This window comes from Rhizobium sp. CAU 1783 (assembly GCF_054551725.1).
Genome location: NZ_JBTOLM010000001.1, coordinates 335,570 through 362,478, shown reverse-complemented (window position 1 = coordinate 362,478; position 26,909 = coordinate 335,570). Strand labels below are relative to the sequence as shown.

Genomic DNA, 26,909 nt, shown 5'->3' with positions numbered 1-26,909 from the left:
AGCCTTTCGCGCTATTTTTGAGGGGAGTGTTTCATGCCTTTTGCCGGTCCCGATATTGTCGTCATCGCGCTCGTTGCGCTGGTCATTCTTGTTCTCTTCGCTGGCATCAAGACGGTGCCGCAGGGCTATCGCTACACGATCGAGCGCTTCGGACGCTATACCCGCACGCTGGAACCGGGCCTCAACCTGATCTTCCCCTTCATCGAGCGGATCGGCTCCAAGCTCAACGTGATGGAACAGGTGCTCGACGTTCCGACGCAGGAAGTCATCACCAAGGACAATGCCAGCGTCTCGGCTGATGCGGTCGCCTTCTACCAGATCCTCAACGCCGCCCAGGCCGCCTATCAGGTAGCCAATCTCGAAAACGCGATCCTCAACCTCACCATGACCAACATTCGATCGGTCATGGGCTCGATGGACCTCGATGAACTGCTCTCCAACCGCGAGGCGATCAACGACCGCCTGCTGAAGGTCGTCGACGAAGCGGTCGGTCCCTGGGGCATCAAGGTGACCCGCGTCGAGATCAAGGACATCCAGCCTCCGAAGGATCTCGTCGACGCCATGGCTCGCCAGATGAAGGCCGAGCGCGAGAAGCGTGCCCAAGTCCTCGAGGCAGAGGGGTTCCGGAACGCCCAGATCCTACGCGCCGAAGGCGCCAAGCAATCGGCAATCCTGCAGGCCGAGGGCCAGCGGGAGGCCGCCTACCGCGAAGCCGAAGCCCGCGAACGCCTGGCAGAGGCCGAGGCCAAAGCCACGCGCTTCGTCTCAGACGCGATCGCCGCCGGCGACGTCAATGCGATCAACTACTTTGTTGCCCAGAAATACACCGAAGCGATGGCCGCGATCGGCTCCGCGCCGAATTCAAAAATCGTGCTGATGCCGATGGAAGCCGCGAGCCTGATCGGCTCGCTCGGCGGTATCGGTGCGATTGCCCGGGAGGTATTCGGCGACCAGCCCGCCGCAAAGCCACGCCCCGTCGCTCCACCCGCGCCCGCTGCTGCGCCGGCTCGCACCACGCCGACGGTCAACCCCTTCGCACCCAATCAGGAGAACTGAGGCATGTTCGGCCGCATCATCGCAGAACTCGGACCGTGGAGCTGGTGGCTGCTCGGCCTCCTGCTGCTTGCCGCCGAACTTCTGATGCCCGGCGTCTTCCTGGTCTGGATCGGCATCGGGGCACTTGCGACCGGGGTGCTGTCGCTGCTTTTCTGGGAGAGTACAGCTTGGGGCTGGCAGGTCCAGCTTCTGGTCTTCGCGACACTCGCCGTTGTCGCGACCTTGCTCGGGCGGCGGTTCCTGTCGAAGCCCGATCTCGTCACCGACGAACCCCTGCTCAACCAGCGCGGCGCAAGCCTCGTCGGACGGACCGCGACGCTCGCTGAACCGATCGCCGAAGGTCGCGGCCGGGTTCGCCTCGATGATACCTACTGGCCTGTCATGGGACCGGACCTGCCGGTCGGCACAAAGGTGAAGATAGTCTCGTACAACGGCCGCGACCTGACGGTCGAACCGGCCTGATCAGGCCACACCGATCCTCAGGAGATCGTGGAAGTGCACCAGCCCGATCGGACGGTTGTCCTCGTCGACGACGAGGAGCGCGCCGATGCTATGCTGGTTGAGGATCGCCAGTGCCGCAGTCGCGAGCGTGCTCGGCTTGATCGTCTTCGGCGTCCGGGTCATCACGTCATCGACCGAGAGTTCCGCGAGATTGCGCGACAGATTGCGCGCCATGTCGCCCTCGGTGACGATCCCGGCCAGCTTGCCGTCATCGTCGAGAACGGCGACGCAGCCGAAATGCTTGTGCGACAGGGTGACGATCGCCTCCGGCATCGGGGTACCCTGCTTGACGAGCGGCAGGCGGTCGCCGGTGTGCATGATGTCTCGCACATGGGTCAGGCTCGCACCCAGCTTGCCGCCCGGATGGAAAACGCGGAAATCGTTGGGGGTGAAGCCGCGCGCCTCGAGCAGCGAGATCGCGATCGCATCGCCCATGGCGAGCTGCAGCACGGTCGAGGTGGTCGGCGCCAGGCCGTGCGGGCAGGCTTCCTGCACCTTCGGTAGAAGCAGCACCACGTCAGCCTCGCGCGCCAGCGTCGAACTCTCGCCGGCGGTCATGGCGATCAGCGGGATCGAGAAGCGCCGCGAATAGGACAGGATACCCTGCAGTTCCTGGCTTTCGCCGCTCCACGACATCGCGAGGATCGCGTCGTCGCGGCCGATCATGCCGAGATCGCCGTGGTTGGCTTCCGCCGGATGGACGAAGAAGGCCGGGGTCCCGGTCGAGGCAAAGGTCGCGGCGAGCTTGGTGCCGATGTGACCGCTCTTGCCGACGCCCGTGACGATCAACCGGCCCGAAATCCCGCCGATGATGTTGACGGCGTTGCAGAAGGGGCCGGCCAGTCCGTTAGTCAGGGCCTCTTCGAGGGCCACAAGGCCGTTGCGTTCGGTCGTGACGACCCTCAGAGCCGATTCGATAGCACCGGCTTCGACGAGATTTACAGCGCGCTTGATCATGGCGGACCCTTACTGCTTTTGCCCATGGCTGTCCACTCGAAGACCGAGTTCCCCGCCGGAACCGCAATCTTTCCCATCCGACGAGTGGGGAAAAGCAGGCATTCCGCCGCATCCCCGGTCGCCCGACCAAGACGCACGTTCCAACCCGGCGATCGAAACCAAACGTTAACCACATGGCTTTACGTTTGGGTAAGCATTTAAGAGTTGCCGGGCAAAATCCAAATGGTTCAGACAGAAAAGACCGAAGCGGAACGCGCGCGCCGCCGTCTGTCCGCGACATCGGCCGGTCTCCTGGCCTGCGGCCTGTTCGGCCTTGCCGATCCGGCCGTCGCCCAGAGCGCTTCGACCTCGACCACCTGGACGCCCACGTCAGGTACGCAGACCGGAACCACTGGCAGCACCGCGACCAACGGCGCGACGACAACCGCCGCCACCGGCACGACAACAGCGGGGGCCACCATGGCCGCCGACAATCTCACGACCCAGTCGACCGGCACGGCCCGGACCGGAGTGCTCTCGGATCCAGAAGCGGATCTGGATGCGCAGCCGGAAGACTTCGGGCGACAGAACCTGCGCGAAACGACCCTCGACGATCCGACGGCCTTCCGCACCCGCCGCGATGCAGGAAACGAGCCCGACGGCATCCGTCTCGGCACGATGGTGCTGCGCCCTTCGCTGAGCGAAAAGATCGGGCACGAGAGAACCACCAGCGGCGGCACCGAAGAGAGCCGGACCTTTTCGGAAACAGGGCTGAAGGGCACGTTGACGTCCGACTGGTCGCGCCACGAGCTGACGATCGGCGGTGAAGGCTACTGGCAGAAGAACCTGACGGGCGAAGGCGCGGAAAACCCGCGCGCCGGCATCAACGCCGATCTCCGCCTCGATCTTGCCGACGATACGATCGCCCATGTGAAGGGCGGCTACAATTTCAGCCGCGAGGACAACGACGACCCGAACGCCATTTCCGGGGCAACCGTGCAGTCGGGTGTCCACCGGTATTCGGGCGGAGTTTCCGTCGAACATGATTTCGGCAGGCTGCGCGGCACGATCGCTGCCGACCTGAACCGCTGGCAGTATTCGGACGCTGAACTCGCGGACGGCACGAGCCTCGGCCTGACGGACCGCAACCGACTGGGCGGCGAATTGCGCGGCCGCATCGGCTATGAGATCTCCCCCGCCCTCACCCCGTTCGTCGAGGTGGCCATCGGCAGGATCCGCTACGACGAGACGATCGACTCGGATGGCTATGCCCGCTCCGCCGACACCTATTCGGCACGCGGCGGCATTGCCGCCGATTTCGGCGACAAGCTGAAGGGTGAGCTGGGCCTCGGCTATGAACATCAGCGCTTCGAGGACGACCGGCTCGGTGATCTCTCGGCCCTGACGGTCGACGGCAATGTCACCTGGTCGCCGCAGCAGGGCACCGATGTCGACCTCGGCCTCTCGACCACGATCGACCCCTCCACCACGCCGGGGCTCAGCGGTTCGGTGATCTATGCGCTGAACAGCGAAGTCACCCATCAGCTCCGCAGCAACCTCGTCGCCCGATTGTCGAACTCGGTCGAATGGACCAACTATCCCGGCGGCGCCGGAGTGAGCGATGCGACGTCCTACACCACGGGCGCCGGCCTCACCTGGAGCATCAACCGCTATCTCGACCTGACTGCCGACGTCGAATACGAGCGCACGCTTTACGACGCCGCGGCCGACAGCAACGCGCTGCGCACCTCGATCGGCCTGACCGCGAAACGCTGAAGCCGGACGAGAATGGAGAAAACGACAAAGGCCGCGCCCGAACCGGACGCGGCCTTTGTCGTATTTGCCAGGAAAGTCGGCTTACTTGAGGGCCGCCAGAAGCGCCTTCAGGGGCTCCTCGATCGACGGGCGGATATCGGCGCGCTCGATGGCGAAGGCGACGTTGGCGAGGATGAAACCATCCTTGGCGCCGCAGTCGAAGGTCTGGCCCTTGAAGTGATAACCGGCGAAAGCCTGCTGCTTCGCAAGCTTGAGCATGCCGTCGGTCAACTGGATCTCGTTGCCCGCGCCACGCTCCTGGGTTTCCAGGATCGAGAAGATTTCCGGCTGCAGGATGTAGCGGCCATTGATGAAGAAGTTCGAAGGTGCGGTGCCCTTGGCCGGCTTCTCGACCATCTCCGTGATGCGGAAGCCGCCTTCAAGCGTTTCGCCGACACCGACGATGCCGTATTTATGGGCCTGCGACGGATCGCATTCCTCGACCGCGATGACGTTTCCGCCGGCCTTTTCGTAAAGCTCGACCATGCCCTTCAGGCAGCCCTTTTCGCCGCGCATGATCATGTCGGGCAGAAGAAGCGCGAAGGGCTCGTTGCCGACGATGTCGCGGGCGCACCAGACCGCGTGGCCGAGGCCGAGCGGCTCCTGCTGGCGAGTGAAGCTCGCGGAACCGGCGGTCGGCAGCAGGTCCTCCAGGAGCGTGAGCTCCGCATTCTTGTTGCGGGCCTTGAGCGTCTGCTCGAGTTCGAACTGGATGTCGAAATAGTCTTCGATGACGCCTTTTCCGCGGCCCGTCACGAAGACGAAATGTTCAATGCCCGCCTCGGCCGCTTCATCCACCACGTACTGAATAACGGGCTTGTCGACAACGGTCAGCATCTCCTTCGGAACGGCCTTCGTGGCCGGAAGAAAACGGGTGCCGAGACCGGCGACAGGAAATACGGCTTTACGGAGTTTATTACGTTGGACCACACATTCCTCCTCGAGGATTCTGCCAAGGCGTCTTCATTACGCGCTTGCCCTCTAGTATATATTTACTACCATTTCGCAAAGGTTTCGAAGGCCGCCGCGCCATGGTAAAGACTTTGTTGACGGCTATTGCCTTAACGTAGGCTGAACAGCCTCCAGATCGGCTGGAAAAGAACCGTAGGACAACGGGGAAGTTCCCATGACCAGACAAAATCGCAAGCTTCTCGGAGCCCTTGCCATTTCCCTCGCCGCCAGCCTGCTACCGGGCACGGCATCGGCAGACGCTGGCTTCAAGAAATGGATCAACGGCTTCTATGCCACCGCCGCCAAGGCAGGGATCAGCGAACGGACCTATAATCAGGCCTTCGCAGGCGTCAGCGAGCCCGATCCCTTCGTATTGGAAAAGGCCGCCTACCAGCCCGAATTCAAGTCCCAGATCTGGGATTATCTCGATTCGCGCGTCAATCCCTACACCGTCAAGATCGGCCGCGAGATGGCCGCCAAGTACGGCTCCACGCTCAATGCGCTGGAACGCCATTTCGGCGTAGACAAAAACATCCTGCTGGCCATCTGGTCGATGGAATCGAACTATGGCGCTGCGCTCGAAAGGCCGGACCGGTTGCACCATGTCCCGCGCGCACTGGCGACCCTCGCCTATGCCGACGCCAAGCGTTCGAAATATGCGCGGACCCAGCTGATCGCAGCCCTCAAGATGCTGCAGAACGGCGACGTCGCCTCCAAGAACCTGATGGGGTCCTGGGCAGGCGCGATGGGCCACACCCAGTTCATCCCCTCGAGCTATCTGCTCTATTCGATCGATGCCGACGGCAACGGCAAGAAGGACATCTGGCACTCCATTCCGGATGCGCTGGCAACCTCGGCCAACCTGCTCGCCAAGAACGGCTGGCAGACAGGCAAGACCTGGGGATACGAGATCGTCGTTCCGGCCGGTGGCAGTGCGCATGCCGGCAAGACCAAGACGCTCGCCCAGTGGGCGGCCCTCGGCTTCGTGCGTCCGAGCGGCAAGGGCTTCAAGAACGGCGCCGAGCGCGCCCAGCTGAAGATGATGGGCGGTGCCAACGGTCCGGGCTTCCTGATGACGAAGAACTTCTTCACCATCAAGAACTACAACGCGGCCGACAGCTATGCACTCGCCGTCGGCCTGCTCGCCGACGAGATCGCCGGCTACAACGGCATGCAGCAACGCTGGCCGCGCCCGGAGAACGCGCTCGACATCAAGGAAAAGTTCGAGCTTCAGAGCCGGATGCAGGCCCTCGGCTACTATGAAGGCGAGATTGACGGCAATTTCGGCTCCGGTTCCAAGGCGGCGATTTCCGCCATCCAGAGCCGCCTCGGTATGTCGGTGGACGGCCAGCCTTCGCGCATCCTGCTCGACAAGTTGCGCAATTGACAATCGTCGGCACCCGCCGCACATATCCGGTAACGCCCCGTTCTTGATACGGGGCGCTTTGGAGGCAGCAGGCGCATGCGCGTGATTAGGCGGAAGATCGGCGTTCGAGGTTGGCTGGCTTGCCTTTTCACGCTCGCCTTCACCGGCGTGACCGTGCTTGAGTCTCCTGCGATCGCCCAGGAGGTTCGCAAGCCCCGTAACCTTCTGGAACTTCTGTTCGGACCGCGGGAACGCCGTGCTCCAGAGCCGGCCCCACCGCCGCGCAAGGTCAAGACGCCGCGCTCGGTGAAGAAGACCACGAGCAGCATCACCAGCATTACCACCGCCCCGAAGCCGCCGGAGCCGGCCCCGAAGATCGAAAACGCCCGCAAGGTGCTGGTCATCGGCGACTTCGTCGCAAGCGGCCTTGCAGACGGTCTCGAGGAGGCCTTCGCCGCTTCTCCGGGTGTGGTCGTCGAGGAAAAGAGCAACGGTTCGTCCGGCCTAGTGCGCGCCGACTATTTCGACTGGCAGACCGAATTGCCGAAGATGATCGTCGAGGCCAAGCCGGCGGTCGTCATCATCGACATCGGCGCCAACGATCGCCAGCAGATGGTAACGACCGGCGGCAAGCTCGAATTCCGCACCGATGCGTGGTTCCAGGAATATGAGCGTCGGGTCACGGCCCTGGCCAAGGTGGCCACAGATGCCAAGGTGCCCCTTCTCTGGGTTGGCCTGCCCGCCTTCCGCCCGCAGAACATGACCGCCGACGCGCTGACGCTCAACGCCGTCTATCGCCGTGCGGTGGAAAGGATCGGCGGCGAATTCATCGACGTCTGGGACGGCTTCGTCGATCAGGATGGTCGCTTCATCGTCACCGGCTCCGACATCAACGGCCAGCAGGTCCGCCTGCGCGGCACCGACGGCATCAACCTCACGGCCGCCGGCAAGCGCAAGCTCGCCTTCTACGTCGAGAAATCCGCACGCCGTCTGCTCGGCGACATGACCAGCCCGGATCTCGTGCGCCTCGATGCGAGCAATCTGCCGGAACTGCTGAACCTCCCGCCGTCCGAGATGCAGAACGTCGTGACCACGCAGCCGATTGACCTCTTCGATCCGGACCTGGACGGAGCGACCGAACTGCTCGGCGCCAAGCCGCTGCCGGTTTCGACGCTCCCCTCGCCCCGCGACCAGCTCGTCAAGAACGGTGCGCTTCCGCCGGCCCCCACCGGCCGTGTCGACGACGTGCGCCTGCTCAACACCGGCTCCACCCAGAAATGAAAAGGGCCGCTGGAGAGCGGCCCGATCCAGTTTAATCCGATGCTGGAGATCAGCGCGGCAGGACGCTCGCCCCCATGAGGGCTTCGTCGATCGCGCGCGCAGCCTGGCGGCCTTCGCGGATCGCCCAGACGACCAGCGACTGGCCGCGGCGTACGTCGCCGGCAGTCCACAGCTTGTCCACCGAGGTCTTGTAGTCGCGGTCGTTGGCGACAACGTTCGTCGAACCACGGCGGTCGGTGTTGAGGGTCAGCTTGCCGTCGAGTTCCTTCAGCACGCTGTCCGTGAAGGGACCGCGGAAGCCGATGGCGATGAAGGCGAGATCAGCCTTGATGATGAACTCCGAACCGGCGATCGGCTTGCGCTTCTCGTCGACCTGGCAGCACTTCACGCCGGTCAGGACACCATCTTCCCCGACGAATTCGAGCGTGCCGACCTGGAACTCGCGGATTGCGCCTTCGGCCTGCGACGACGAGGTCCGCATCTTGGTGGCCCAGAACGGCCACACCGCGAGCTTGTCCTCGGTTTCCGGCGGACGCGGGCGGATGTCGAGCTGGGTGACCTTTACCGCGCCCTGGCGGAACGCCGTGCCGACGCAGTCAGACGCCGTGTCGCCGCCGCCGACGACCACGATATGCTTGCCCCCGGCAAGGATCGGATCCGACGGCCAGCCGGCGCTGTCGATGTTCTCACGGCCGACGCGGCGGTTCTGCTGGACGAGATAGGGCATGGCGTCATGAACACCATGCAGCTCCACGCCGGGAATGCCGGCCTCGCGCGGGGTTTCCGAACCGCCGCAATAGAGCACTGCGTCATAATCGGCGAGCAAGGTTTCGACCTTCACGTCGACGCCGACATTGACGCCGCAGTGGAAGGTGACGTTTTCGCCCTTCAGCTGCTCGACGCGGCGGTCGATGAAGTTCTTCTCCATCTTGAAGTCCGGAATGCCATAGCGCAGCAGGCCGCCGGGCTTGGTTTCACGCTCGTAGACATGCACTTCGTGGCCGGCGCGGCCGAGCTGCTGGGCAGCGGCCAGACCGGACGGGCCCGAGCCGATGATGGCGACCTTCTTGCCGGTATGCACGGTCGCCGGCTGCGGCACGATGAATCCGAGTTCATAGGCCTTGTCGGCGAGCGCCTGTTCGACTGTCTTGATCGCAACCGGGGTGTCTTCGAGGTTCAGCGTGCAGGCTTCCTCGCACGGTGCCGGACAGACGCGGCCGGTGAATTCCGGGAAGTTGTTCGTCGAGTGGAGGTTGCGGATCGCCTCTTCCCACTTGTTGTTGTAGACGAGGTCGTTCCAGTCCGGGATCTGGTTGTGGACCGGGCAGCCCGTCGGACCGTGGCAATAGGGAATGCCGCAATCCATGCAGCGCGCGGCCTGCTTGGTCACCTCGGCATCCGACATCGGGATGGTGAATTCGCGGAAATGGCGAATGCGGTCGGACGCCGGCTGATACTTGGCCACGCTCCGGTCGATTTCCATGAAACCTGTAACCTTGCCCATCGTGCTTCCCCTTACCGTGTCACTACTGCGGTTCCGGATGCAGACACCATCAACATGGAGCCGCTGGACCCGGTCGAAATATTCTCATAGTCGATGTCGACGCCAACCACTGCGTTGGCACCGAGGCTTTTCGCCTGCGCCTCGAGCTCGCGAAGCGCCGTTTCCCGAGCCTCGCGCAGAACCTGCTCGTAGGAAGCGGAACGGCCTCCTACGAGATCGCGGATACCCGCGAACAGATCCCGGAAGATATTCGTTCCGAGGATCGCCTCGCCGGTGACGACGCCCTTGTATTCGAGGATCGTCCGGCCTTCGAGCGTGCTGGTGGTAGTAATGGTCATCCCGCTCATTCGGCTGCTACTCCCATGCGCATGCGTTCCATTTCCTCCAGCGCACGGCGGTACTCGACCGGCATGACCTTGCGGAACTTCGGACGGAATCCGGCCCAGTTGTCGAGGATCTGCTTGGCGCGGGCCGAACCCGTGTAATGCAGATGGTTCGAGATCAGCTGGTAAAGGCGCTCCTCGTCGTGGCGGGTCATGTCACCCGACACGTCGACCAGACCCTTGTGCATCAGGTCGCCGCCATGGTGGTGCAGCTTCTCGAGCATGTCGTCTTCCTCCGGAACCGGCTCAAGCTCGACCATCGCCATGTTGCAGCGCGAGGCGAAATCGCCGCTCTCGTCCAGCACGTAGGCGACGCCGCCCGACATTCCGGCCGCGAAGTTGCGGCCCGTTCCACCAAGAACGACGACCACGCCGCCGGTCATGTATTCGCAGCCATGGTCACCCACGCCCTCGACGACCGCGACCGCACCGGAATTACGCACGGCGAAACGTTCGCCGGCCACACCGCGGAAGTAGCATTCGCCGGCGATCGCGCCATAGAGAACCGTATTGCCGACAATGATCGACTCTTCGGCGACGATCCGGGTGTTTTCCGGCGGGCGAACGATGATGCGACCGCCCGAAAGGCCCTTACCGACATAGTCGTTGCCGTCACCCACCAGGTCGAAGGTGATGCCGCGGGCGAGGAAAGCGCCGAAGGACTGGCCGGCCGTGCCGTTGAGCGTGACGTGGATCGTGTCGTCCTTCAGACCCTTGTGGCCGAAGCGCTTGGCAAGCTCGCCCGAGAGCATGGCGCCGGCCGAACGGTCGACGTTCTTGATGTCGACGTCGAACACGACGGGCTGCTTGGCCTCGAGAGCCGGCATCGCCTTCTCGATCAGCTTGCGGTCGAGCACGTCGTCAATCGGGTGCTTCTGGCGCTCGGTCCAGTAGGTGGCTTCCTTGGCGGCCGGGACCTTGTGGAAGATCTTGGAGAAATCGAGCCCCTCGGCCTTCCAGTGCGCCAGCATGTCTTCCTTCTCCAGAAGTTCGGAAGCGCCGATGATCTCGTCGAGCCGGGCAACACCCAGCGAGGCGAGGATTTCGCGCACTTCTTCCGCCACGAAGAAGAAGTAGTTGATGACATGCTCCGGCGTGCCCTTGAAGCGCTTGCGCAGGACCGGGTCCTGGGTCGCGACGCCCACGGGACAAGTGTTGAGGTGGCACTTGCGCATCATGATGCAGCCGGCGGCGATCAGCGGCGCGGTGGCGAAGCCGAATTCGTCCGCACCGAGCAGCGCACCGATGATGACGTCGCGGCCGGTCTTGAGGCCGCCGTCGACCTGCAGAGCGATGCGCGAGCGAAGGCCGTTCAGCACCAGCGTCTGCTGGGTTTCGGCGAGACCGATTTCCCAAGGGGAGCCGGCATGCTTCAGCGAGGTCAGCGGCGAGGCACCGGTGCCGCCGTCGAAACCGGCGATCGTGATGTGGTCGGCGCGCGCTTTGGCAACGCCGGCGGCGACCGTGCCGACGCCGACTTCCGAGACGAGCTTGACCGAGATGTCGGCCACCGGGTTGACGTTCTTCAGGTCGAAGATCAGCTGTGCCAGGTCTTCGATCGAATAGATGTCGTGATGCGGCGGCGGCGAGATCAGGCCGACGCCCTGGGTCGAGTGACGGGTCTTGGCGATCGTCGCATCGACCTTGTGGCCGGGCAACTGGCCGCCTTCACCGGGCTTTGCGCCCTGCGCAACCTTGATCTGCAGCACGTCGGCATTGACCAGGTATTCCGTGGTCACGCCGAAGCGGCCCGAGGCAACCTGCTTGATCGCGGAACGCTCGGGGTTTGCCGAACCGTTGAGCAACGGCAGATAGCGATCGCTCTCCTCACCGCCCTCACCCGTGTTCGACTTGCCGCCGATCTTGTTCATCGCGATCGCCAGCGTGGTATGCGCCTCGCGGCTGATCGAGCCGAACGACATCGCGCCCGTCGAGAAACGCTTGACGATCTCGACGGCAGGTTCGACCTCTTCGACCGGGATCGGCTTGCGGCCGAGCGCCTCGGCGCCCTTGATCTTGAACAGGCCGCGGATGGTGTTCATCCGAAGCGAGCTCTCGTTCACCATTTCGGCGAACTCGCGGTAGCGGTCCTGGCTATTGCCACGGACGGCATGCTGCAGGGCAGCGATCGAATCCGGGCTCCAGGCATGGTTCTCGCCGCGCATGCGGTAGGCATACTCGCCGCCGATATCGAGCGTGTTGGCCAGCACCGGATCCTTGCCGAAGGCTGCGCGGTGACGGCTCACCGTTTCTTCGGAGATTTCCGAAAGGCCGATGCCTTCGATGGTGGTGGCGGTACCGAAGAAGTACTTCTCGACCAGCTCCGAAGAGAGACCGACCGCATCGAAGATCTGCGCGCCGCAATAGGACTGGTAGGTCGAGATGCCCATCTTGGACATGACCTTGAGGATGCCCTTGCCGACGGCCTTGATGTAGCGATAGACGACCTCGTCTTCGGAGACTTCCTTCGGAAACTCGCCGTGCTTGTGCATGTCGAGCAGGGTGTCGAAGGCGAGGTAGGGGTTGATCGCCTCGGCGCCATAGCCGGCGAGACAGCAGAAGTGATGCACTTCGCGCGGCTCGCCCGATTCCACCACGAGACCAACCGAAGTCCTGAGCCCCTTGCGGATCAGGTGATGGTGCACGGCAGCGGTCGCGAGCAGCGCCGGGATCGCAACGCGGTCCGGGCCGATCTGGCGGTCGGATAGCACGATGATGTTGTAGCCGCCGCGAACGGCAGCTTCCGCCCGCTCGCAGAGACGATCGAGCATTTCCGGCATGCCTTCGGCACCGCGCTCGGCATCATAGGTGAAGTCGAGCGTCTTGGTGTCGAAACGGTCCTCGGTGTGGCCGATCGAACGGATCTTTTCGAGATCGCCGTTGGTCAGGATCGGCTGGCGCACTTCGAGACGCTTGGCATGCGCCATGCCGGCATGGTCGAGGATGTTCGGACGCGGGCCGATGAACGACACGAGGCTCATGACGAGTTCCTCGCGGATCGGGTCGATCGGCGGGTTGGTGACCTGGGCGAAGTTCTGCTTGAAATAGGTGTAGAGCAGCTTCGACTTCGCCGACATCGCCGAGATCGGCGTATCGGTGCCCATCGAGCCGATCGCTTCCTGGCCGGTGGTCGCCATCGGCGACATCAGGAGCTTGGTGTCCTCGGTCGTGTAGCCGAAGGCCTGCTGGCGATCGAGCAGCGACACGTCGCGGCGCAGCGCCCGGGGTTCGACCGGCTTCAGGTCCTCGAGGATGAGCTGGGTGCGGTCGAGCCAGTCGCGATAGGGGTGGCTCTTGGCGAGGTCGGACTTCACTTCCTGGTCGGAAATGATGCGACCCTTTTCCATGTCGATGAGCAGCATCTTGCCCGGCTGCAGGCGCCACTTCTTGACGATCCGCTCTTCCGGAACCGGCAGCGTGCCGGCTTCGGAGGCCAGGATGACGCGGTCGTCGTCGGTGACGAGATAGCGGGCCGGACGCAGGCCGTTACGGTCGAGCGTCGCGCCGATCTGGCGACCGTCGGTGAAGCAGACCGCAGCCGGCCCGTCCCACGGCTCCATCAGGGCGGCGTGATACTCGTAGAAGGCCTTCCGCTCGGGGCTCATGAGCTGGTTGCCGGCCCAGGCTTCCGGGATCAGCATCATCACCGCGTGCGCCAGCGAATAGCCACCGCGCTGCAGGAATTCAAGCGCGTTGTCGAAGCAGGCGGTGTCGGACTGGCCCTCATAGGAAATCGGCCACAGCTTGGAAATATCCGAGCCGAACAGCGGCGAGGAGACAGACGCCTGGCGCGCCGCCATCCAGTTGACGTTGCCGCGCAGCGTGTTGATTTCGCCGTTGTGGGCAACCATGCGGTACGGATGGGCGAGCTTCCACGACGGGAAGGTATTGGTCGAGAAGCGCTGGTGCACAAGGGCGACTGCCGACTCGAAGCGCGGATCGGCGAGATCCTTGTAGTAGGCACCGACCTGGAAGGCGAGGAACATGCCCTTGTAGACAATCGTCGAGGACGACAGAGACACCGGATAGAAGCCGGTGTCTTCGCCCTTGAACTCGTCATAGATGCGGTTGGAGATCACCTTGCGCAGCAGGAACAGGCGGCGCTCGAACTGCTCCTGGGTCGCGGCGTCGCGACCGGCGCCGATGAAGACCTGGATGTGGCGCGGCTCGGTCGCCGCAATGTCCGGGGCCTTCGACAGCGAGGCATTGTCGACCGGCACGTCGCGGTAGCCGATCAGGTTCTGCCCCTCGGAGTGACAGACATCGGCGATGATCGTCTTGAAATGGGCGATCTGCTTCTCGTCCTGAGGGAAGAAGAAGTGGCCGACCGCATATTCACCGGCCCTCGGCAGGGTAATGCCCTGTTTCGCCATCTCCTCGCGGAAGAAGCGGTCGGGGATCTGCACCAGAATGCCGGCGCCGTCGCCCATAAGCGGATCGGCGCCGACGGCGCCGCGATGGGTGAGGTTTTCCAGGATGAACAGGCCGTCCTTGACGATCTGGTGCGACTTCTCGCCCTTCATATGGGCGATGAAGCCGACGCCGCAGGCGTCGTGTTCGTTCTGCGGATCATAGAGCCCCTGTTTGGCGGGAAGACCATGGGCGAGCGTTCGCACCGCGCGCTCTTCGCCGGCTGCGGTGGATGCCTGCATGATCTCTTCGGATGGCGTCATCTTGGTCATTGCCTTCCCTCCAAATTGAGCCCGGAAACCCGGGCCATACCCGCCAGAACCGCTGGCGCCGATGCCGGCGCAGCCGTCCCATTCTGGCGAGAAACGCTCTCACCATCATGACAGACGAACCGAACCGGCTCAAAATTCTCGAATTAGGTCAATTGTTCTGACCTATTTTCGAGCTTTCTATGACAGAAACCGAATGGAGACGCAAGACGCTCCGACAAAAAATTAACGAACGAAAAGCCGCTTTGTTACGAGATGAAAGGCTTCTGCGTAATTTTATTGCGCAGCTCGGCGCGATACTCACTGCTTATTGCGCAAGCGTATAAAGCGACATCGGTCCGCCGCGGATTGGATTGATCGGCACGGGGAAATCCCTAATCTGCCTCCAGCCGAACCCACCTCTTTCAAACGGAATTATTGTCATGTTTTTCGCCTCAGACAATTGGGCCGGTGCCCACCCAAGGATCGCCGAGAGCCTCGCCCGCGAAGCGGCGGGCTACGCCGCGGCCTATGGCACCAGCGATCTCGACCGGCGCATGGAAGAGCGCTTCAACGACCTCTTCCAGCGTGAGGTCGCGGTCTTCTTCGTCGGCACCGGCACGGCGGCCAATTCGCTGTCGCTTGCGGCCGTCGCCAAGCCGGGCGGCGTTACCTTCTGTCATTCCGAAGCCCATGTCACGGCCGACGAGTGCGGCGCACCGGAATTCCTGACCGGCGCATGCCGGCTCTTCCCGGTACCGGGCCCGAACGGCAAGATGGATCCCCAGGCCCTGTCGGCGGCAATTGGTCGATTTCCGCCGGGCGCCGTCCATCAGGGGCGCCCGATGGCGGTGACGCTGACCCAGGCAACCGAGATGGGCACGGTTTATTCCCTGGACGAGATCGAGGCGATCGGCGCGGTTGCCCGAAGCCACGGCCTGCCGTTGCACATGGACGGTGCCCGCTTTGCCAACGCCCTGGTCGCTCTCGGCGCCACGCCGGCCGACATGACCTGGAAGCGCGGCGTCGACATCCTCTCCTTCGGCGCCACGAAAAACGGTTGCTGGTGCGCCGAGGCGATCATCTTCCTGAAGCCGGAACTGGCGACCGAGATGCCCTTCATCCGCAAGCGCTCGGCCCAGCTGTTTTCCAAGACCCGCTTCATCTCGGCCCAGTTCGAAGCCTATCTTGATGGAGGCCTGTGGCTCGATCTCGCGCGAAACGCCAACGGCATGGCCGACCGACTGCGTGCCGGAGTTGCCGCCTCGTCGAAGAGCCGGCTCGCCTGGAACACCACGACCAACGAGATCTTCGCCGTCCTCGCCAAGGATGCGGCCACACTCGCCGAGGACAGGGGCGCAAAGTTCTACGACTGGCCGGTGCCGGCCGAAACTCCGGACCTGCTCAGCGAGAACGAAGTCCTGATCCGGCTCGTCACCAGTTTCTCGACAACCGCTGACGAGGTCGACCGCTTCCTTGAGGTCCTGGCCTGATTGCACTTGGAACCTTGGCGAACAAAGCAAAAGGGGGGCCCCGTGGGACCGCCCTCTTTCATTTCACCGAACTGCCGGATACCCCGATCAGGCGACGCGGGCTTCGATCGCCTTCGGTGCGTTGATAGCCTCGGCGCTGATCGAAATCTTGCGCGGCTTCATCGCTTCGGGAATGTTGCGCAGGAGGTCGATGTGCAGCAGGCCGTTCTTCAGCGAGGCGCTGGTCACTTCGACATGGTCGGCAAGCTGGAAGCGGCGCTCGAATGCGCGCTTGGCAATGCCGCGATAGAGGAATTCGCTCTGCTCGGCCTTTTCTTCTTCGGCCTTCTCACCCTTGACGGTCAGCACATGGGCATGCGCCTCGATGCTGAGTTCGGTCTCATCGAAACCGGCGACCGCCATGGTGATGCGGTACGTCGTCTCGCCGGTGCGTTCGATGTTGTAGGGCGGATAGGTCTGGGCCTGATCCGGCTGCCCGAGGCTGTCCAGCATGGTGAACAGGCGGTCGAAGCCGACGGTGGAACGATAGAGGGGGGAAAAATCGACGTGACGCATAAGGTCCTCCTTGAAGCGACTGTTAGCGGTTTTCGCGTCCGGCACCCCTGTTGAGGCGGTGACGGAATGGAAAGTGGTCCCGTTCTGGCGACCACGAAAGTGAGATGGGAATGCCCGATCGCGAATTCAAGAACCGGGCCGGGAGGCACGGCTAGGCAGGCGCCTCAAGCGATGAATTTCAAATGAACAGGCGGTTCAGTCCGAGTTCAGTGCGCTCCTTGTAGAACCGCATCTATCGGATGCCTCAAACCCGATGACCGGAAGATATCGTCCCTTCCTCTTCCGGTTAGCTTTCGCCGGAACCGCGCCCGTGTCCCCGAACTTGCGGTTCCGGCTTTTTTCTTTGACCTTGCCGGACCTTCGTCCTATCCGAGTCTAAAGAGGGGGCAATTGCGCCCATGTACGATTCGGCGAATGCGAGCATGGACACCATCCTTCACCCGACCCCGGGCAATCCCATCCCTGGCAACCCGATCACAGGCTTCTTCAAGGGGCATCGGGGCGTCAGGCTGCGCTATGCAGTCTTCAAGTCGGACTGGCCCGTCTCCAAGGGCACCGTTGTCCTCCTGCATGGCCGCAACGAATCCATCGAGAAGTATTTCGAGACGATCCGCGACCTGAATGCGCGAGGCCTGTGGGTTGCCACCTATGACTTCCGTGGCCAGGGCGGTTCCGAGCGACTGCTGAAGAATGTCCGCAAGGGCCACGTGTACCGCTTTTCCGACTATGTGCGCGACCTCGAGATCTTTCTCGAGCAGATCGTCCTGCCGGACACCCGCCTGCCCTTCTTCCTGCTCGCCCACTCGACCGGCGGATTGATCGCACTGTCCGCCGCGCCCCGCCTTGCCAACCGCATCGACCGGATGGTGCTGATGGCGCCCTTCGTCGGGCTCGGCGGCCAGAAGCTCTCGCCGAAGAACATTCACCGGATCTCGACGCTCGCGACCTTCACCGGCTTCGGACGCATCTGCCTGACCTCGGATGAACCGCTGAAACCCTTCGATGACAATCCGCTGACCTCCGACCAGCTGCGCTTCGAGCGCAACAACGAGATCATCCGCCGCTTCCCGCATCTGGCGCTCGGGCCGCCGACGGCGCGCTGGCTTTATGAGGCGCAGAAGACAATGAAGCGCGTGTCTTCTGCACGCCACCTCGCCTCGATCACCGTGCCGACGGTCATCGTCGCGCCCGGCATCGATCCGATCGTGCCCTATGCCTATCAGGAAAAGCTGTCGCAGTATTTCCGTGCCTGCCAACTGGTGCCGGTCCCGGGCAGCCGGCACGAGATCCTGCAAGAGCGGGACCGTTTCCGCGCCCAGGCGCTTGCGGCGTTCGACGCCTTCATTCCCGGCGGAGAACCCGAAAACGAAAACGGCGCGGCAGACGCCGCGCCGGCTCTCGCCGAGGACTGATCGCCCTCAGTTGCCGTTGAGCATCGCCAGCGCTTCGGCGTGAAGCGCTGCACTGCCGGCCGCGACGATCGAACCGCCGCCCTCCGGACGCCCGCCGTCCCAGGTGGTGACGACGCCACCGGCCTGCTCGATCAGCGGGATCAGCGCGCCGACGTCATAGGGCTTCAGCACAGTCTCGATGACCAGGTCGACATGGCCGGCCGCCAGCAGCGCATAGGCATAGCAGTCGATGCCGTAGCGGAAGAGCTTCACCCGGTCCTGCACGGCCTGGAACTTGGCAACCTCAGGCCCCTTGAAGAGATGCGGCGAAGTGGTGAAAAGGATCGCATTGCCGAGCCCGCCGCAATCGCGCGTACGGATCTGTCGCTCACCGTCCGGACCGCTGTACCACGACCGTTCGCCGTCGGCGAAATAGCGTTCGCCGGTGAACGGCTGGTCCATCAGCCCCATGATCGAGCGCCCCTTCTCCTGGAAGCCGATCAGCGTGCCCCAGACCGGAACACCGGAGATGAAGGCGCGCGTGCCGTCGATCGGATCGATCACCCAGACATGGTCGCGGTCGGTCCCGACATCTTCATGCTCCTCGCCGAGGATGCCGTGCTCCGGAAATTCGGCCTCGATCAGCGCACGGATGACGGCCTCTGCCGCCTGGTCGCCCTCGGTGACCGGGTCGAAGCCGCCCTGCTGCTTGTTGACGACGCTGAGCCCCGAACGGAAGCGCGGCAGGGTTTCGGCTTTGGCGGCATCGGCAAGACGATTGAAGAAAGAGCGATCGGGGCGCATCGGCTGTTCCGCTTGATGGTGAGGACGAGATGCCAGTCTCTTAAAGCAGTTTTGGCGATTTGCAATCTTTGCGCTCTCGGGGAGGCAGCCAGAAAAATGCGCAAAAAAGTGGCTTGCTCAAAAAAGTGACTTTTGAAACTTGACAATTGTGCGATGCAACAATAGTGTCTTCCTTACAGTCCTTGGACTGTAAATACCCTCCTTGGGTGTTTCCTCCCTAGACTTAGCCGCGCCAATGGCGCGGTTTTTTTTGACCTGTCGGGGAAATCATTCGGCCGCGAGCGCGGCATCGCCGGAAAAATCGGCAACGAATTCAGACATCTGCTGCATGAACACCGCAATGGAGCCGGCGAGCGCGCAAAAGTCGTCCCGCTTGGCCAGCGTCGTCTCGTTGACGTAGATCGCCCGGTTCACCTCGATCTGCAACGCATGCAGGCCGCGCGCCGGCCGGCCGTAGTGTTCAGTGATGAAGCCGCCGGCATAGGGCTTGTTCCGCACGGCCGTGAAGCCGAGGCTACCGAGGAATTCCAGCGCCGCCTCGGTGAGTTCAGCCGAGGCGCTGGTGCCATAGCGGTCGCCGATGATGAAATCCGGACGGATGCCGCTGCCGGCGATCCGGATATTGCCGGGCATCGAGTGGCAGTCGATCAGCACGCCGAACCCGAAACGCGCATGGGTCCGGGCGATCAGCTTGCGCAGGCAATGATGGTACGGCTTGTAGATTTCCTCGATCCGCTCCAGCGCTTCGGCCACCGGCAACCGCCGGCCGTAGATCTCCATGTTCTCCGCGACGATCTTCGGGATCGTCCCGAGGCCACCGGCCACACGCACCGAGTTGATGTTGGCAAAGGGCGGAACCGGATCGGAAAACATCTTCGGATCGAGTTCGTAGGGCTCGCGATTGACGTCGACGAAGGCGCGCGGGAAATGGGCGAGCAGCATCGGCGCGCCGAGTTCGGGTGCAGCACCGAAGAGTTCGTCGACATAGTGGTCCTCGGACCGGCGGATCGCCGTTCCGTCGAGACGGGACTGCTCGAGAAAACTCAAAGGGTAGCGCCGGCCGCTATGCGGCGAGTTGTAGACGAAGGGAATGGACTGCGTTTCCGGCTCGCGCACCTCGAACAGCTGGAAATCGACTGCCATCCCGTCCACGGTGCCCCTTCTTTACCAAGTCACAATCTTCTTCTTAACATCATGTTGCCAGTTGGCCCCGCGGAAGTCCATACTGCCAGAAATGGCGGTCGGCGCCCCTTTTCCGGTTATTCACGGGATCTTTACTCGCGAAGAGCTAGTTTTGGGGGCTGAAAGCCCTACCCGAAATGAGTGAATAGCGGTCCCCACATGACACAGAAAATCCTTCTCGCCGAAGACGACAACGACATGCGCCGGTTCCTGGTGAAGGCGCTGGAAAAGGCGGGCTACAAGGTGTCCTCCTTCGACAACGGCGCAAGCGCCTATGACCGCCTCCGGGAAGAACCCTTCTCGCTGCTCTTGACCGACATCGTCATGCCGGAAATGGACGGCATCGAGCTGGCGCGCCGCGCCACCGAGCTCGATCCGGACCTCAAGGTGATGTTCATCACCGGCTTCGCGGCCGTCGCGCTCAACGCCGATTCGAAGGCTCCGAAGGATGCCAAGGTCCTTTCCAAGCCTTTCCACCTTCGCGACCTCGTCGACGAAGTCAACAAACTCCTTGCTGCGTAAGGGGTTTCGCGGCGGCTGTAAAAAACTCTTCACAAAACCCCAAAAAGCCTATTGACGGGCGAACAGGTTTTGTGGTCTTAAGCCGCCATCGGATGGGCGTGTAGCTCAGCGGGAGAGCACTACGTTGACATCGTAGGGGTCACAGGTTCAATCCCTGTCACGCCCACCATCCAAATTACTGATTTCGTACAGAAATCGACGGCCTCGCTAACGCGGGGTCGTTTTGCGTTTTGGCGCTAGCTACCGTGTAGCAACACAGAGTCCATTGACTTTTGCGGAATATTTTCCTATATGCGAGTTGCGGCACGAACTATTTTTTGTCAACGCGCCGCACCGACCAACACCGCTTTTCTTCGCTCAGGGCGCCCTTCGTGGCGCTCTTTTTTGTTTAAGGAAACTCGTCATGAACCTTGTCTCATACCCCTCGCCCAGCGCCCCCCGTATTTCGTTGCCTCACGTATCCTTGCTCACCCGACCTGCGACACCTCAAGAGCCGCAATCATTTATCGGACCAGCCGCAGGTTCCAAGCACCCAGACACCGCTGCAGCAGTTCCCGCCCTTGTGATGCTCGGCATCGATGAAAAGGGTAAACCGCATGCGTCATGGTTTGGCCCCGCCCACGCTGAGGGGGTGGAACGAGCCGCCGAACTGATGAATTTTGGAGTGATCCGGGTCGACACGGACGACCTCGCAAAGATTGCGGCCTCGCTGCCACCGGGCAAATTGTTCGAGAGCGGCAAGGCCTTCGTGCCCTTCGTCAAGCGCGAGACCTACGAGCTGCTTGCTTCCCGTCTTGACGATGAATTTTTGGCGGCTGCGGCGGCTCGGGTGGCCGCAGCTACCGACGGCCAGAACTACGCCGAGGCGAGCAAGGGGGAGGCTCCTGCGCACCTGCCTGAAGACTGGTCAAAGCTTGCAGTCGGTGATCGAGTGCTGGCTTCCGACGGACCGGGCGACGGCTGGTACGAGGCGGACGTTCGCGAGATCCTGCCAGATGGTAAGTTTCGGCTGCAGTGGCGCGACTGGCCGGAGATCGCCCCGTTCAGCCGAAAGGTGACAGACATCGCCCTGCTTCACCCGAAGCACACCGGCGCTTGAGGGCGAGCCCTTGATGCGCAGCCCTTGCGACCTGTCAATGATTGCCCCGTACAGCCCCGCTGAGCGTGGAAGCGCTTCGGCGGCGGCGCCTGACCAGTCGAATCCCATTGCTGCACTCAACGACGCTTCACGGCGGGATTTCCGTCGGGGGCGGTTGGTGCTGACACAAGGCGTCGCATCGCTTGCAGACGCGGAGCTGCGACACCTGCTTCAAGAAGTACAGCGGTTCGACCAATTTACACCTGACAACGACCCCTACGGAGAGCACGACTTTGGAAAGGTCACGGTCGAAGAAGTCAGCTACTTCTGGAAGATCGATTGCTTCGACCTGGATGTGCGCTACGGATCACCCGACCCAGCCGATGCAAATGTCACGACCCGCATCCTCACCATCATGAGGAGCGACGAATATTGAGATGGTCAGATACGCTGGATGCCCTGAACGATCGAAGGCCGTACCTGAAGTGCGGCCTTCTTTTTTACCCTGCCTATTTGCCCGGTTTACGGCCCGGTCGAAGCTGCGTCGGTGGCGGCTGGTCGGATGGTGGCACCTCGAAGAACACGCCAACATCCACGCCAAGCGCAGAAGCCAACTTTTCCAGCAGATCGATCGAGGCGTTAAAACTACCGTTTTCCAGCGCGCTCACGGTCGTGCGGTCCACGTCGGCATCGACCGCCAGATGCTCTTGGCTGACACCACGCGTTGCTCGGGTAGCCCTCAGATTCCAAGCTATTCGATCACGAACCTTCATGCGCGTATGCCGCGCATCTTGATGCCGGTTTATCCATCGGATATATCCGACATAATAGTATTTCGGCTCGGTTCCGCCTACTTGCCCACGACTGAATCCCTGACACCACCGCACCCCGCCACCGGCCAATCGAATTCCGCGCCGGGCACAACATCGAAAAGGTCACCTATGAAGATCGCTACCGGAATTATCGCAATGCTGCTGGGCATGCTCGTGCTGCTGCAGTCCTGCACTGTCGGAACTGCCTCGCACATGATTGGAGACAAGGCCTCATCAGATGCAGGTGGCATCGGCCTCATCGCAGGTTTTCTCATCTTCGTCGGCGGGGCCTTTGCATTCGGGGTACCCTTCGTGTCGTTCATCGTGTTCGCGCTGGCTGGCCTGCTCGCGCTCATGGGTGCTGCAGAGTTTCCCGACCTACGAGTTTGGGCGATTGCATGCGCCGTCCTGGCGGTTATGGCTTTTTTCGCTTGGCGGACCGGCAGGAAGACAAAGTCCGGCCCAACCCCTGTGTCGGCGCAAGCGGAGGAGTAAGACTTCCATGATGACGATAAGCGGCTTTCGATCGTACTTCGCTTGCGCCGTTGTTGTTGCCTCGTGCTTTGCCAGCCCTAGCCTGAGCGTCGCGCTGGACACGGGCTATGGGGGCGGGCGAGGCATGGCAATGTTAACGCGACCTATGACCTGCTACTTCGACAACGCGACCCTATTCGGGTCTTACAGCACGGACCGAAACCGCTATAGAGAGTTCCGCTTCCAGCTGCGCGGTGACGGGTACCTGATCGTCAATGGTCTGGAAGTGAAGCCACGTGATGTGCAGCTCGACGGCACAAGCAGTTGGGTTGCCGTAGATGTCGGATCAATCATCTTCAATCCCAACGAGGCGGCAATGTTGCAATTGCTGCCACCTGACCAAAGACGCCAGTTTCAGGCTTTGGCTGCCGGTCGCGGACGGATGGCAACAGGCGGGGTTGAGCGCATAATTGATATCTCATTCTCAGATAGCAGCGTCGTGTTCCGATCGATAGTTGATGGACAAGAAACCGACATCAGCTCGGATCGATGTTAAGGCGGCGGCGGCCATGCGCCTTCAGATCGGTCGGTCGACTTCAATGATAAAGGATCCAAAAGCTGCCGTTAGAAGTTTGAGCAAATAGATGTTCCGCCCAAGGCGCAGCTGGCAATGGAACTTTACCACATCGGGCTCTTCTTGCCTGAGAGAAGAGTCAGCATGGTTTTCTTGCGGCATGGATTTGTCGCAGGTATGTCAACAACTAACAACAAATTGATGACGGTCGGCACGGCGGGCTCCGGCCACTGGGGCGGCTATCCGCAAGATTGTCGCTGTTCCTGTCCACATGAGAATTTTGGTCCAATGCGACAATGTCAGTAACGCTTAACGGAAAACCCTCGCCCCACCCGACTCGGCAGCGGCGCTCAATAAGGTCCTTACCCTTTTCGGTAAACCAAGCCTCCCTCCCAATAAAACGGGTGGTGGGCTGCTGCGGGATCCGACCCGGCGGCAAAGCTTGCGCGAATATTGCTTTAAACAATCAATGCTACAATTAATGGTGATGTCGCTCGAATCTTCGCAACTTGATTAGTAGACTGCCGCCTAACTGACTGGGGATACACAATTGGCTGACAAGAAAACACCCGAAGAGCTTGCGCGCTCTTCCGTAAAGGAGCGCTTTGTTGCGTTATCCGACAAATTGCTTCCAGCACTCATACTGATGTTCGCGTTCTCTCTGACCGTCTTGTCGATTGCGAATTACTTCATTCCCGACACACAGCGACCCGTTCAGATCACACCGACCCAAGCCGATCAGCTCCGCGAAAACGTAGCGGAATCGAAGAGGCTCGTCGCTAAGCTCGAGAACAGTCTTGCGGGTCAGCCGCTTCCGACTGAAGCGCAGAGCGCGCTTCGCGACCTGAACAGGACACTGGAGACCCTTACGTCCGACACCAGTAAAATGCTGCCGATCATCGAACATAACTGGATTCAGCAGCTGATTGGTGAAGGTCCTGTTACTCGCGCCTATGCCGAGGAAGCTTCGCCGCCTACGCTCGCTGTTGCTGTGGGATGGATGCGTCAGGGCATCGTCGTCTTCATGATCGTCGCGATTACAATGCTCCTGGCAGTATTTCTAATCATGTACTTCAAGACGACCGACCCTGAGAAGGTCAAATTCGCGGACAGCATGATCAGGATGATCGTGGGCTTCTACATCGGCGTGGTTACGGGACTGCTTGGAATACCGCCCATTTAAGCGCCCTGCGCGGATTTAGCAGCCTTGCGCTTTGCCGCGTACAATTTTCGCCGACGCCGCTTCCCTGCACCTACCCGCCATGTATGCGATTTCACGATATCGCAGTAGGTTTCGAAGGATGCAACACCGTTGGCCGACCTCGGGACGTCATAGAATTTCACGACGCGGGCCGGCGTGACCTCCGTGGTGCCGTGTTCAAGGGTGCAGTTGAAGATATCAATCCGCGCGGCGGGCTCTCGTGTTTTGTCGTGGTTCAGTTGGAATCCCGCCTCCTCTACTGCGACCAAGAGCCCCTTGAACGCTTCAGCGAGCTGATCCTCATCGGGGCCAGAGAGACAGATATCGTCCATATAGACGGAGGCCGCTACGCCGAGCGGAAGCTTGCGAATGTACGTGCCGATTGGCGACTCTGCGAGAACGAGCGTGGCCAGGATAGGCGACTGCACGAAGCCGTACGGGAGAACATACCCTCCCCCGGCAAAGGGGCTTTTCACCGTAGACCACTTTGCGTAGTATTCGGGTTTGGGAATTCCGATGGACTTAAGCACGCGTTTAACGCGATTGCGTCGGATACTGTAAAAGAACTTCTCTAAGTCAATCCGGCAGAAAAACTGATTATTCCTGTGCCTGTGGAGCGCGGCGACGTGCGAGCCGTCTTTGAAGTGGTAGACGAACTTGTCAAACTTATACTTCTTCGCAATCTTACGTTTGAGCTTGGTGCCGAGGTCAGCGCTAAAATCATTGGGTGCGAAGATCGGCTTGCCGTTCTTCCAGTACGAATGCAGGTAATTTTCGAATGCGTGTGGCATAGTTGACAGCCTTGCTGAGCAGCTCAAGTGCAACATTTACGTTCTCAAGGATGAGAAGTAGAAGTGCAAGATACTGCGCAGCAAGGCGTAGGCGCTTCTGATTTTTCTTCATCGGCGGTACCTCCATTGCTAGCTTCGGCCAATCCGCAACCTCATCTTCACGATGGAGTTGTCAACTGAGAGAGGGTTTAATTCTCGAAGCCAATGCGCCATGAAGCCGTGAAGCCGTATAGTCACATATAGGCCAGCGCGAGGTGCGTCCTATCGCCGAAGCACTCCACATTTATTGATGCGCAGTAACCTTTTCAATACTCCACAAGGGGTTGCGAAAAATAACCTTTCGTTCGCCCTCTAAGGGCACCGGTCCGCGCACCACCGGAGATGTTTAGCAGCCTTTCAGCGACGCAGAAATCCAAAGGGAAAATGGCTTCGCGACAAATTCATAGAGAAGCGAAAGCAGGATCGTTACTAGCACGCCGGCAAAGGAGTTTAGAATCTCACGCCGCAGCCAGTCATGGCCGTCTTTCCAATGGGGATTCCATCACCAGATGCCAAAGGTTCGACCCATCAGGTAACCCGCCCCTCCCACAAGAAAGGTCAGAAGCACGGCGACAATCGAGAAGCGACCGTGGGCCGCCGCCTTAATGCCGAGGATTTCGAGGAACAGGAAATCTTTGAGGTCCATAGCCGGTCCTTTCACCAAAAAGAAAAAGTGAAGAACGTCGGCTGCTTGCTGCGCAAAATACCACTTCGCGGGTGGCTCACAAGGGGGCACGTCGAGTCGGCGCCGATGCTCAGGCTAGACACGGCCCACCTGCGGCTTGAAACTGCTGCGGAATATATTTTCGAGTCGACCCAAGAGTTTACACTCTTAGCCTCAGAGGCGCCTACCGGGACCGTTATCCAGCACTGCTACCCTCCTAGCTTATTTTGCTCTATCTCTCTCAAGGCCGCGTGCAATCAATTGCGCACGCCAAGGGGGTACGATGAAACTCTACCGGGCAGATAAACGTGTCTTTCAGCAGGGCGACACTATCAAAACGGCGGGTCATTTCGAACAGAAGCATCCTGAGGCTGGTCAGAAGCTCGAAACGTTGATGCGCGAGCGGAAACCAGCGGACAAACCGGATCGCTCGGAATGCTTGATGCTGTTTTGCGATGAAGAGGCCGCGCGGCTCTTTCATTCAAAGATGACAGGTGGCCACCTTTACAAGGTCCACGTCGACCCGGCGAGCATCCTTCACGAAGGAGACATGAACCTCGTCAACCAGCTAGCGGTACTGGTCGCGGCCGGCGAAGCACCGATCGACGGCATCGACCGGTACTGGCGCGGAGAGCGAACAGATACCCCGGTCATCGAAGTGCTATTGAAGTCGGGCGTGATAGTCGAAGAGATAACCGTGACCTCCGACGAGAAGACCGAATACCTGTATAGGGCGCTTGGGATGAAGCGCACTTCAACCTCAGACTTCAGTGATGACGACTATCCTTTTCTAAGCGGCAGTTGCAACGAGTGAAGGTTTGGGCCAGCTCCAAAGGGCAATCAGAGGGTGCAGTCGGCACTGATTTTGCATCCGGCTT

Annotated in this window: 25 protein-coding genes and 1 tRNA gene; 15 read left to right on the top strand and 11 right to left on the bottom strand. The window is 61.3% G+C overall.

The annotated features are described in order from the left end of the window. Window positions 1-33 precede the first annotated feature (33 nt). On the top strand, window positions 34-1,056 hold the full coding sequence (locus ACX93L_RS01540) for an SPFH domain-containing protein (RefSeq protein ID WP_459403210.1): 1,023 nt from the start codon (window positions 34-36) through the stop codon (window positions 1,054-1,056). A 3-nt stretch (window positions 1,057-1,059) separates the two neighbouring features. Then, complete coding sequence (locus ACX93L_RS01535; RefSeq protein WP_459403209.1) at window positions 1,060-1,518, top strand: NfeD family protein; 459 nt, start codon at window positions 1,060-1,062, stop codon at window positions 1,516-1,518. On the opposite strand, the gene ACX93L_RS01530 is transcribed toward ACX93L_RS01535, so the two are convergent. Then, complete coding sequence (locus tag ACX93L_RS01530; RefSeq protein ID WP_459403208.1) at window positions 1,519-2,514, bottom strand: KpsF/GutQ family sugar-phosphate isomerase; 996 nt, start codon at window positions 2,512-2,514, stop codon at window positions 1,519-1,521. Window positions 2,515-2,736: 222 nt separating this feature from the next. Here ACX93L_RS01530 and ACX93L_RS01525 point away from each other — a divergent pair, with 222 nt between their 5' ends. Further along, complete coding sequence (locus tag ACX93L_RS01525) at window positions 2,737-4,269, top strand: outer membrane beta-barrel protein (RefSeq protein ID WP_459403207.1); 1,533 nt, start codon at window positions 2,737-2,739, stop codon at window positions 4,267-4,269. 81 nt (window positions 4,270-4,350) lie between these two features. Here ACX93L_RS01525 and galU read toward each other — a convergent pair whose 3' ends face one another. Continuing rightward, window positions 4,351-5,238: a UTP--glucose-1-phosphate uridylyltransferase GalU gene (galU, locus tag ACX93L_RS01520; protein ID WP_459403206.1), complete on the bottom strand. Its 888-nt coding sequence runs from the start codon at window positions 5,236-5,238 to the stop codon at window positions 4,351-4,353. Between the two features lie 196 nt (window positions 5,239-5,434). Between galU and ACX93L_RS01515 the strand changes: the two genes are divergently transcribed. Continuing rightward, window positions 5,435-6,646: a lytic murein transglycosylase gene (locus ACX93L_RS01515; RefSeq protein WP_459403205.1), complete on the top strand. Its 1,212-nt coding sequence runs from the start codon at window positions 5,435-5,437 to the stop codon at window positions 6,644-6,646. Window positions 6,647-6,721: 75 nt separating this feature from the next. After that, complete coding sequence (locus ACX93L_RS01510; RefSeq protein ID WP_459403204.1) at window positions 6,722-7,906, top strand: SGNH/GDSL hydrolase family protein; 1,185 nt, start codon at window positions 6,722-6,724, stop codon at window positions 7,904-7,906. Between the two features lie 49 nt (window positions 7,907-7,955). On the opposite strand, the gene ACX93L_RS01505 is transcribed toward ACX93L_RS01510, so the two are convergent. The 3 genes from ACX93L_RS01505 to gltB are packed head-to-tail and all read right to left on the bottom strand — an operon-like array spanning window position 7,956 to window position 14,445. Further along, window positions 7,956-9,410, bottom strand: coding sequence for a glutamate synthase subunit beta (locus ACX93L_RS01505; RefSeq protein ID WP_459403203.1), 1,455 nt, complete (start codon window positions 9,408-9,410; stop codon window positions 7,956-7,958). Between the two features lie 11 nt (window positions 9,411-9,421). Continuing rightward, complete coding sequence (locus tag ACX93L_RS01500; RefSeq protein WP_459403202.1) at window positions 9,422-9,748, bottom strand: heavy metal-binding domain-containing protein; 327 nt, start codon at window positions 9,746-9,748, stop codon at window positions 9,422-9,424. A 5-nt stretch (window positions 9,749-9,753) separates the two neighbouring features. Beyond that, entirely contained in the window at window positions 9,754-14,445 is a 4,692-nt protein-coding gene (gltB, locus tag ACX93L_RS01495; RefSeq protein WP_459404121.1) for a glutamate synthase large subunit, read from the bottom strand. Between the two features lie 449 nt (window positions 14,446-14,894). Here gltB and ACX93L_RS01490 point away from each other — a divergent pair, with 449 nt between their 5' ends. Beyond that, window positions 14,895-15,944 (top strand): threonine aldolase family protein, encoded by a 1,050-nt coding sequence (locus tag ACX93L_RS01490; protein WP_459403201.1) that lies wholly within the window; start codon window positions 14,895-14,897, stop codon window positions 15,942-15,944. Window positions 15,945-16,031: 87 nt separating this feature from the next. Here ACX93L_RS01490 and ACX93L_RS01485 read toward each other — a convergent pair whose 3' ends face one another. After that, window positions 16,032-16,499, bottom strand: coding sequence for an Hsp20 family protein (locus ACX93L_RS01485; RefSeq protein ID WP_169586215.1), 468 nt, complete (start codon window positions 16,497-16,499; stop codon window positions 16,032-16,034). Window positions 16,500-16,921: 422 nt separating this feature from the next. Between ACX93L_RS01485 and ACX93L_RS01480 the strand changes: the two genes are divergently transcribed. Beyond that, a complete protein-coding gene (locus ACX93L_RS01480; protein WP_459403200.1) occupies window positions 16,922-17,911 on the top strand; it encodes an alpha/beta fold hydrolase in 990 nt (329 codons plus the stop codon). A gap of 6 nt (window positions 17,912-17,917) precedes the next feature. On the opposite strand, the gene hisN is transcribed toward ACX93L_RS01480, so the two are convergent. Both hisN and ACX93L_RS01470 read right to left on the bottom strand, forming a co-directional pair. Beyond that, on the bottom strand, window positions 17,918-18,694 hold the full coding sequence (hisN, locus tag ACX93L_RS01475) for a histidinol-phosphatase (protein WP_459403199.1): 777 nt from the start codon (window positions 18,692-18,694) through the stop codon (window positions 17,918-17,920). A gap of 267 nt (window positions 18,695-18,961) precedes the next feature. Then, a complete protein-coding gene (locus tag ACX93L_RS01470) occupies window positions 18,962-19,837 on the bottom strand; it encodes an N-formylglutamate amidohydrolase (RefSeq protein WP_459404120.1) in 876 nt (291 codons plus the stop codon). A 198-nt stretch (window positions 19,838-20,035) separates the two neighbouring features. Here ACX93L_RS01470 and cpdR1 point away from each other — a divergent pair, with 198 nt between their 5' ends. The 4 genes from cpdR1 to ACX93L_RS01450 all read left to right on the top strand — a co-directional run bounded on the left by cpdR1 (window position 20,036) and on the right by ACX93L_RS01450 (window position 21,912). Continuing rightward, the gene (gene cpdR1, locus ACX93L_RS01465; RefSeq protein ID WP_006726917.1) at window positions 20,036-20,398 is read left to right on the top strand and encodes a response regulator CpdR1; all 363 of its coding nucleotides are present in this window, start codon (window positions 20,036-20,038) and stop codon (window positions 20,396-20,398) included. A 94-nt stretch (window positions 20,399-20,492) separates the two neighbouring features. Further along, window positions 20,493-20,567: transfer RNA gene (locus ACX93L_RS01460), tRNA-Val, on the top strand. A 396-nt stretch (window positions 20,568-20,963) separates the two neighbouring features. Continuing rightward, a complete protein-coding gene (locus tag ACX93L_RS01455) occupies window positions 20,964-21,497 on the top strand; it encodes a tudor domain-containing protein (RefSeq protein WP_459403198.1) in 534 nt (177 codons plus the stop codon). Window positions 21,498-21,510: 13 nt separating this feature from the next. Then, window positions 21,511-21,912: a DUF3768 domain-containing protein gene (locus ACX93L_RS01450; protein WP_459404119.1), complete on the top strand. Its 402-nt coding sequence runs from the start codon at window positions 21,511-21,513 to the stop codon at window positions 21,910-21,912. A 73-nt stretch (window positions 21,913-21,985) separates the two neighbouring features. Here the strand turns inward: ACX93L_RS01450 and ACX93L_RS01445 are convergent, their stop codons facing one another. Then, window positions 21,986-22,249, bottom strand: a complete 264-nt coding sequence (locus tag ACX93L_RS01445) for a helix-turn-helix domain-containing protein (protein ID WP_459403197.1) — start codon at window positions 22,247-22,249, stop codon at window positions 21,986-21,988. Between the two features lie 168 nt (window positions 22,250-22,417). On the opposite strand from ACX93L_RS01445, the gene ACX93L_RS01440 reads away from it, so the two are divergent. The 3 genes from ACX93L_RS01440 to ACX93L_RS01430 all read left to right on the top strand — a co-directional run bounded on the left by ACX93L_RS01440 (window position 22,418) and on the right by ACX93L_RS01430 (window position 24,519). Next, a complete protein-coding gene (locus tag ACX93L_RS01440; protein WP_459403196.1) occupies window positions 22,418-22,783 on the top strand; it encodes a hypothetical protein in 366 nt (121 codons plus the stop codon). Window positions 22,784-22,790: 7 nt separating this feature from the next. Beyond that, window positions 22,791-23,318: a hypothetical protein gene (locus ACX93L_RS01435; protein ID WP_459403195.1), complete on the top strand. Its 528-nt coding sequence runs from the start codon at window positions 22,791-22,793 to the stop codon at window positions 23,316-23,318. A 568-nt stretch (window positions 23,319-23,886) separates the two neighbouring features. Then, the gene (locus ACX93L_RS01430; RefSeq protein ID WP_459403194.1) at window positions 23,887-24,519 is read left to right on the top strand and encodes a hypothetical protein; all 633 of its coding nucleotides are present in this window, start codon (window positions 23,887-23,889) and stop codon (window positions 24,517-24,519) included. Here the strand turns inward: ACX93L_RS01430 and ACX93L_RS01425 are convergent. Both ACX93L_RS01425 and ACX93L_RS01420 read right to left on the bottom strand, forming a co-directional pair. After that, the gene (locus ACX93L_RS01425) at window positions 24,516-25,328 is read right to left on the bottom strand and encodes a reverse transcriptase domain-containing protein (protein ID WP_459403193.1); all 813 of its coding nucleotides are present in this window, start codon (window positions 25,326-25,328) and stop codon (window positions 24,516-24,518) included. The two genes, ACX93L_RS01430 and ACX93L_RS01425, sit on opposite strands and share 4 nt — an antisense overlap. Window positions 25,329-25,869: 541 nt before the next feature. Further along, on the bottom strand, window positions 25,870-26,013 hold the full coding sequence (locus ACX93L_RS01420; protein ID WP_459403192.1) for a hypothetical protein: 144 nt from the start codon (window positions 26,011-26,013) through the stop codon (window positions 25,870-25,872). 301 nt (window positions 26,014-26,314) lie between these two features. Here ACX93L_RS01420 and ACX93L_RS01415 point away from each other — a divergent pair, with 301 nt between their 5' ends. Continuing rightward, entirely contained in the window at window positions 26,315-26,845 is a 531-nt protein-coding gene (locus ACX93L_RS01415) for a hypothetical protein (protein ID WP_459403191.1), read from the top strand. Window positions 26,846-26,909 lie beyond the last annotated feature (64 nt).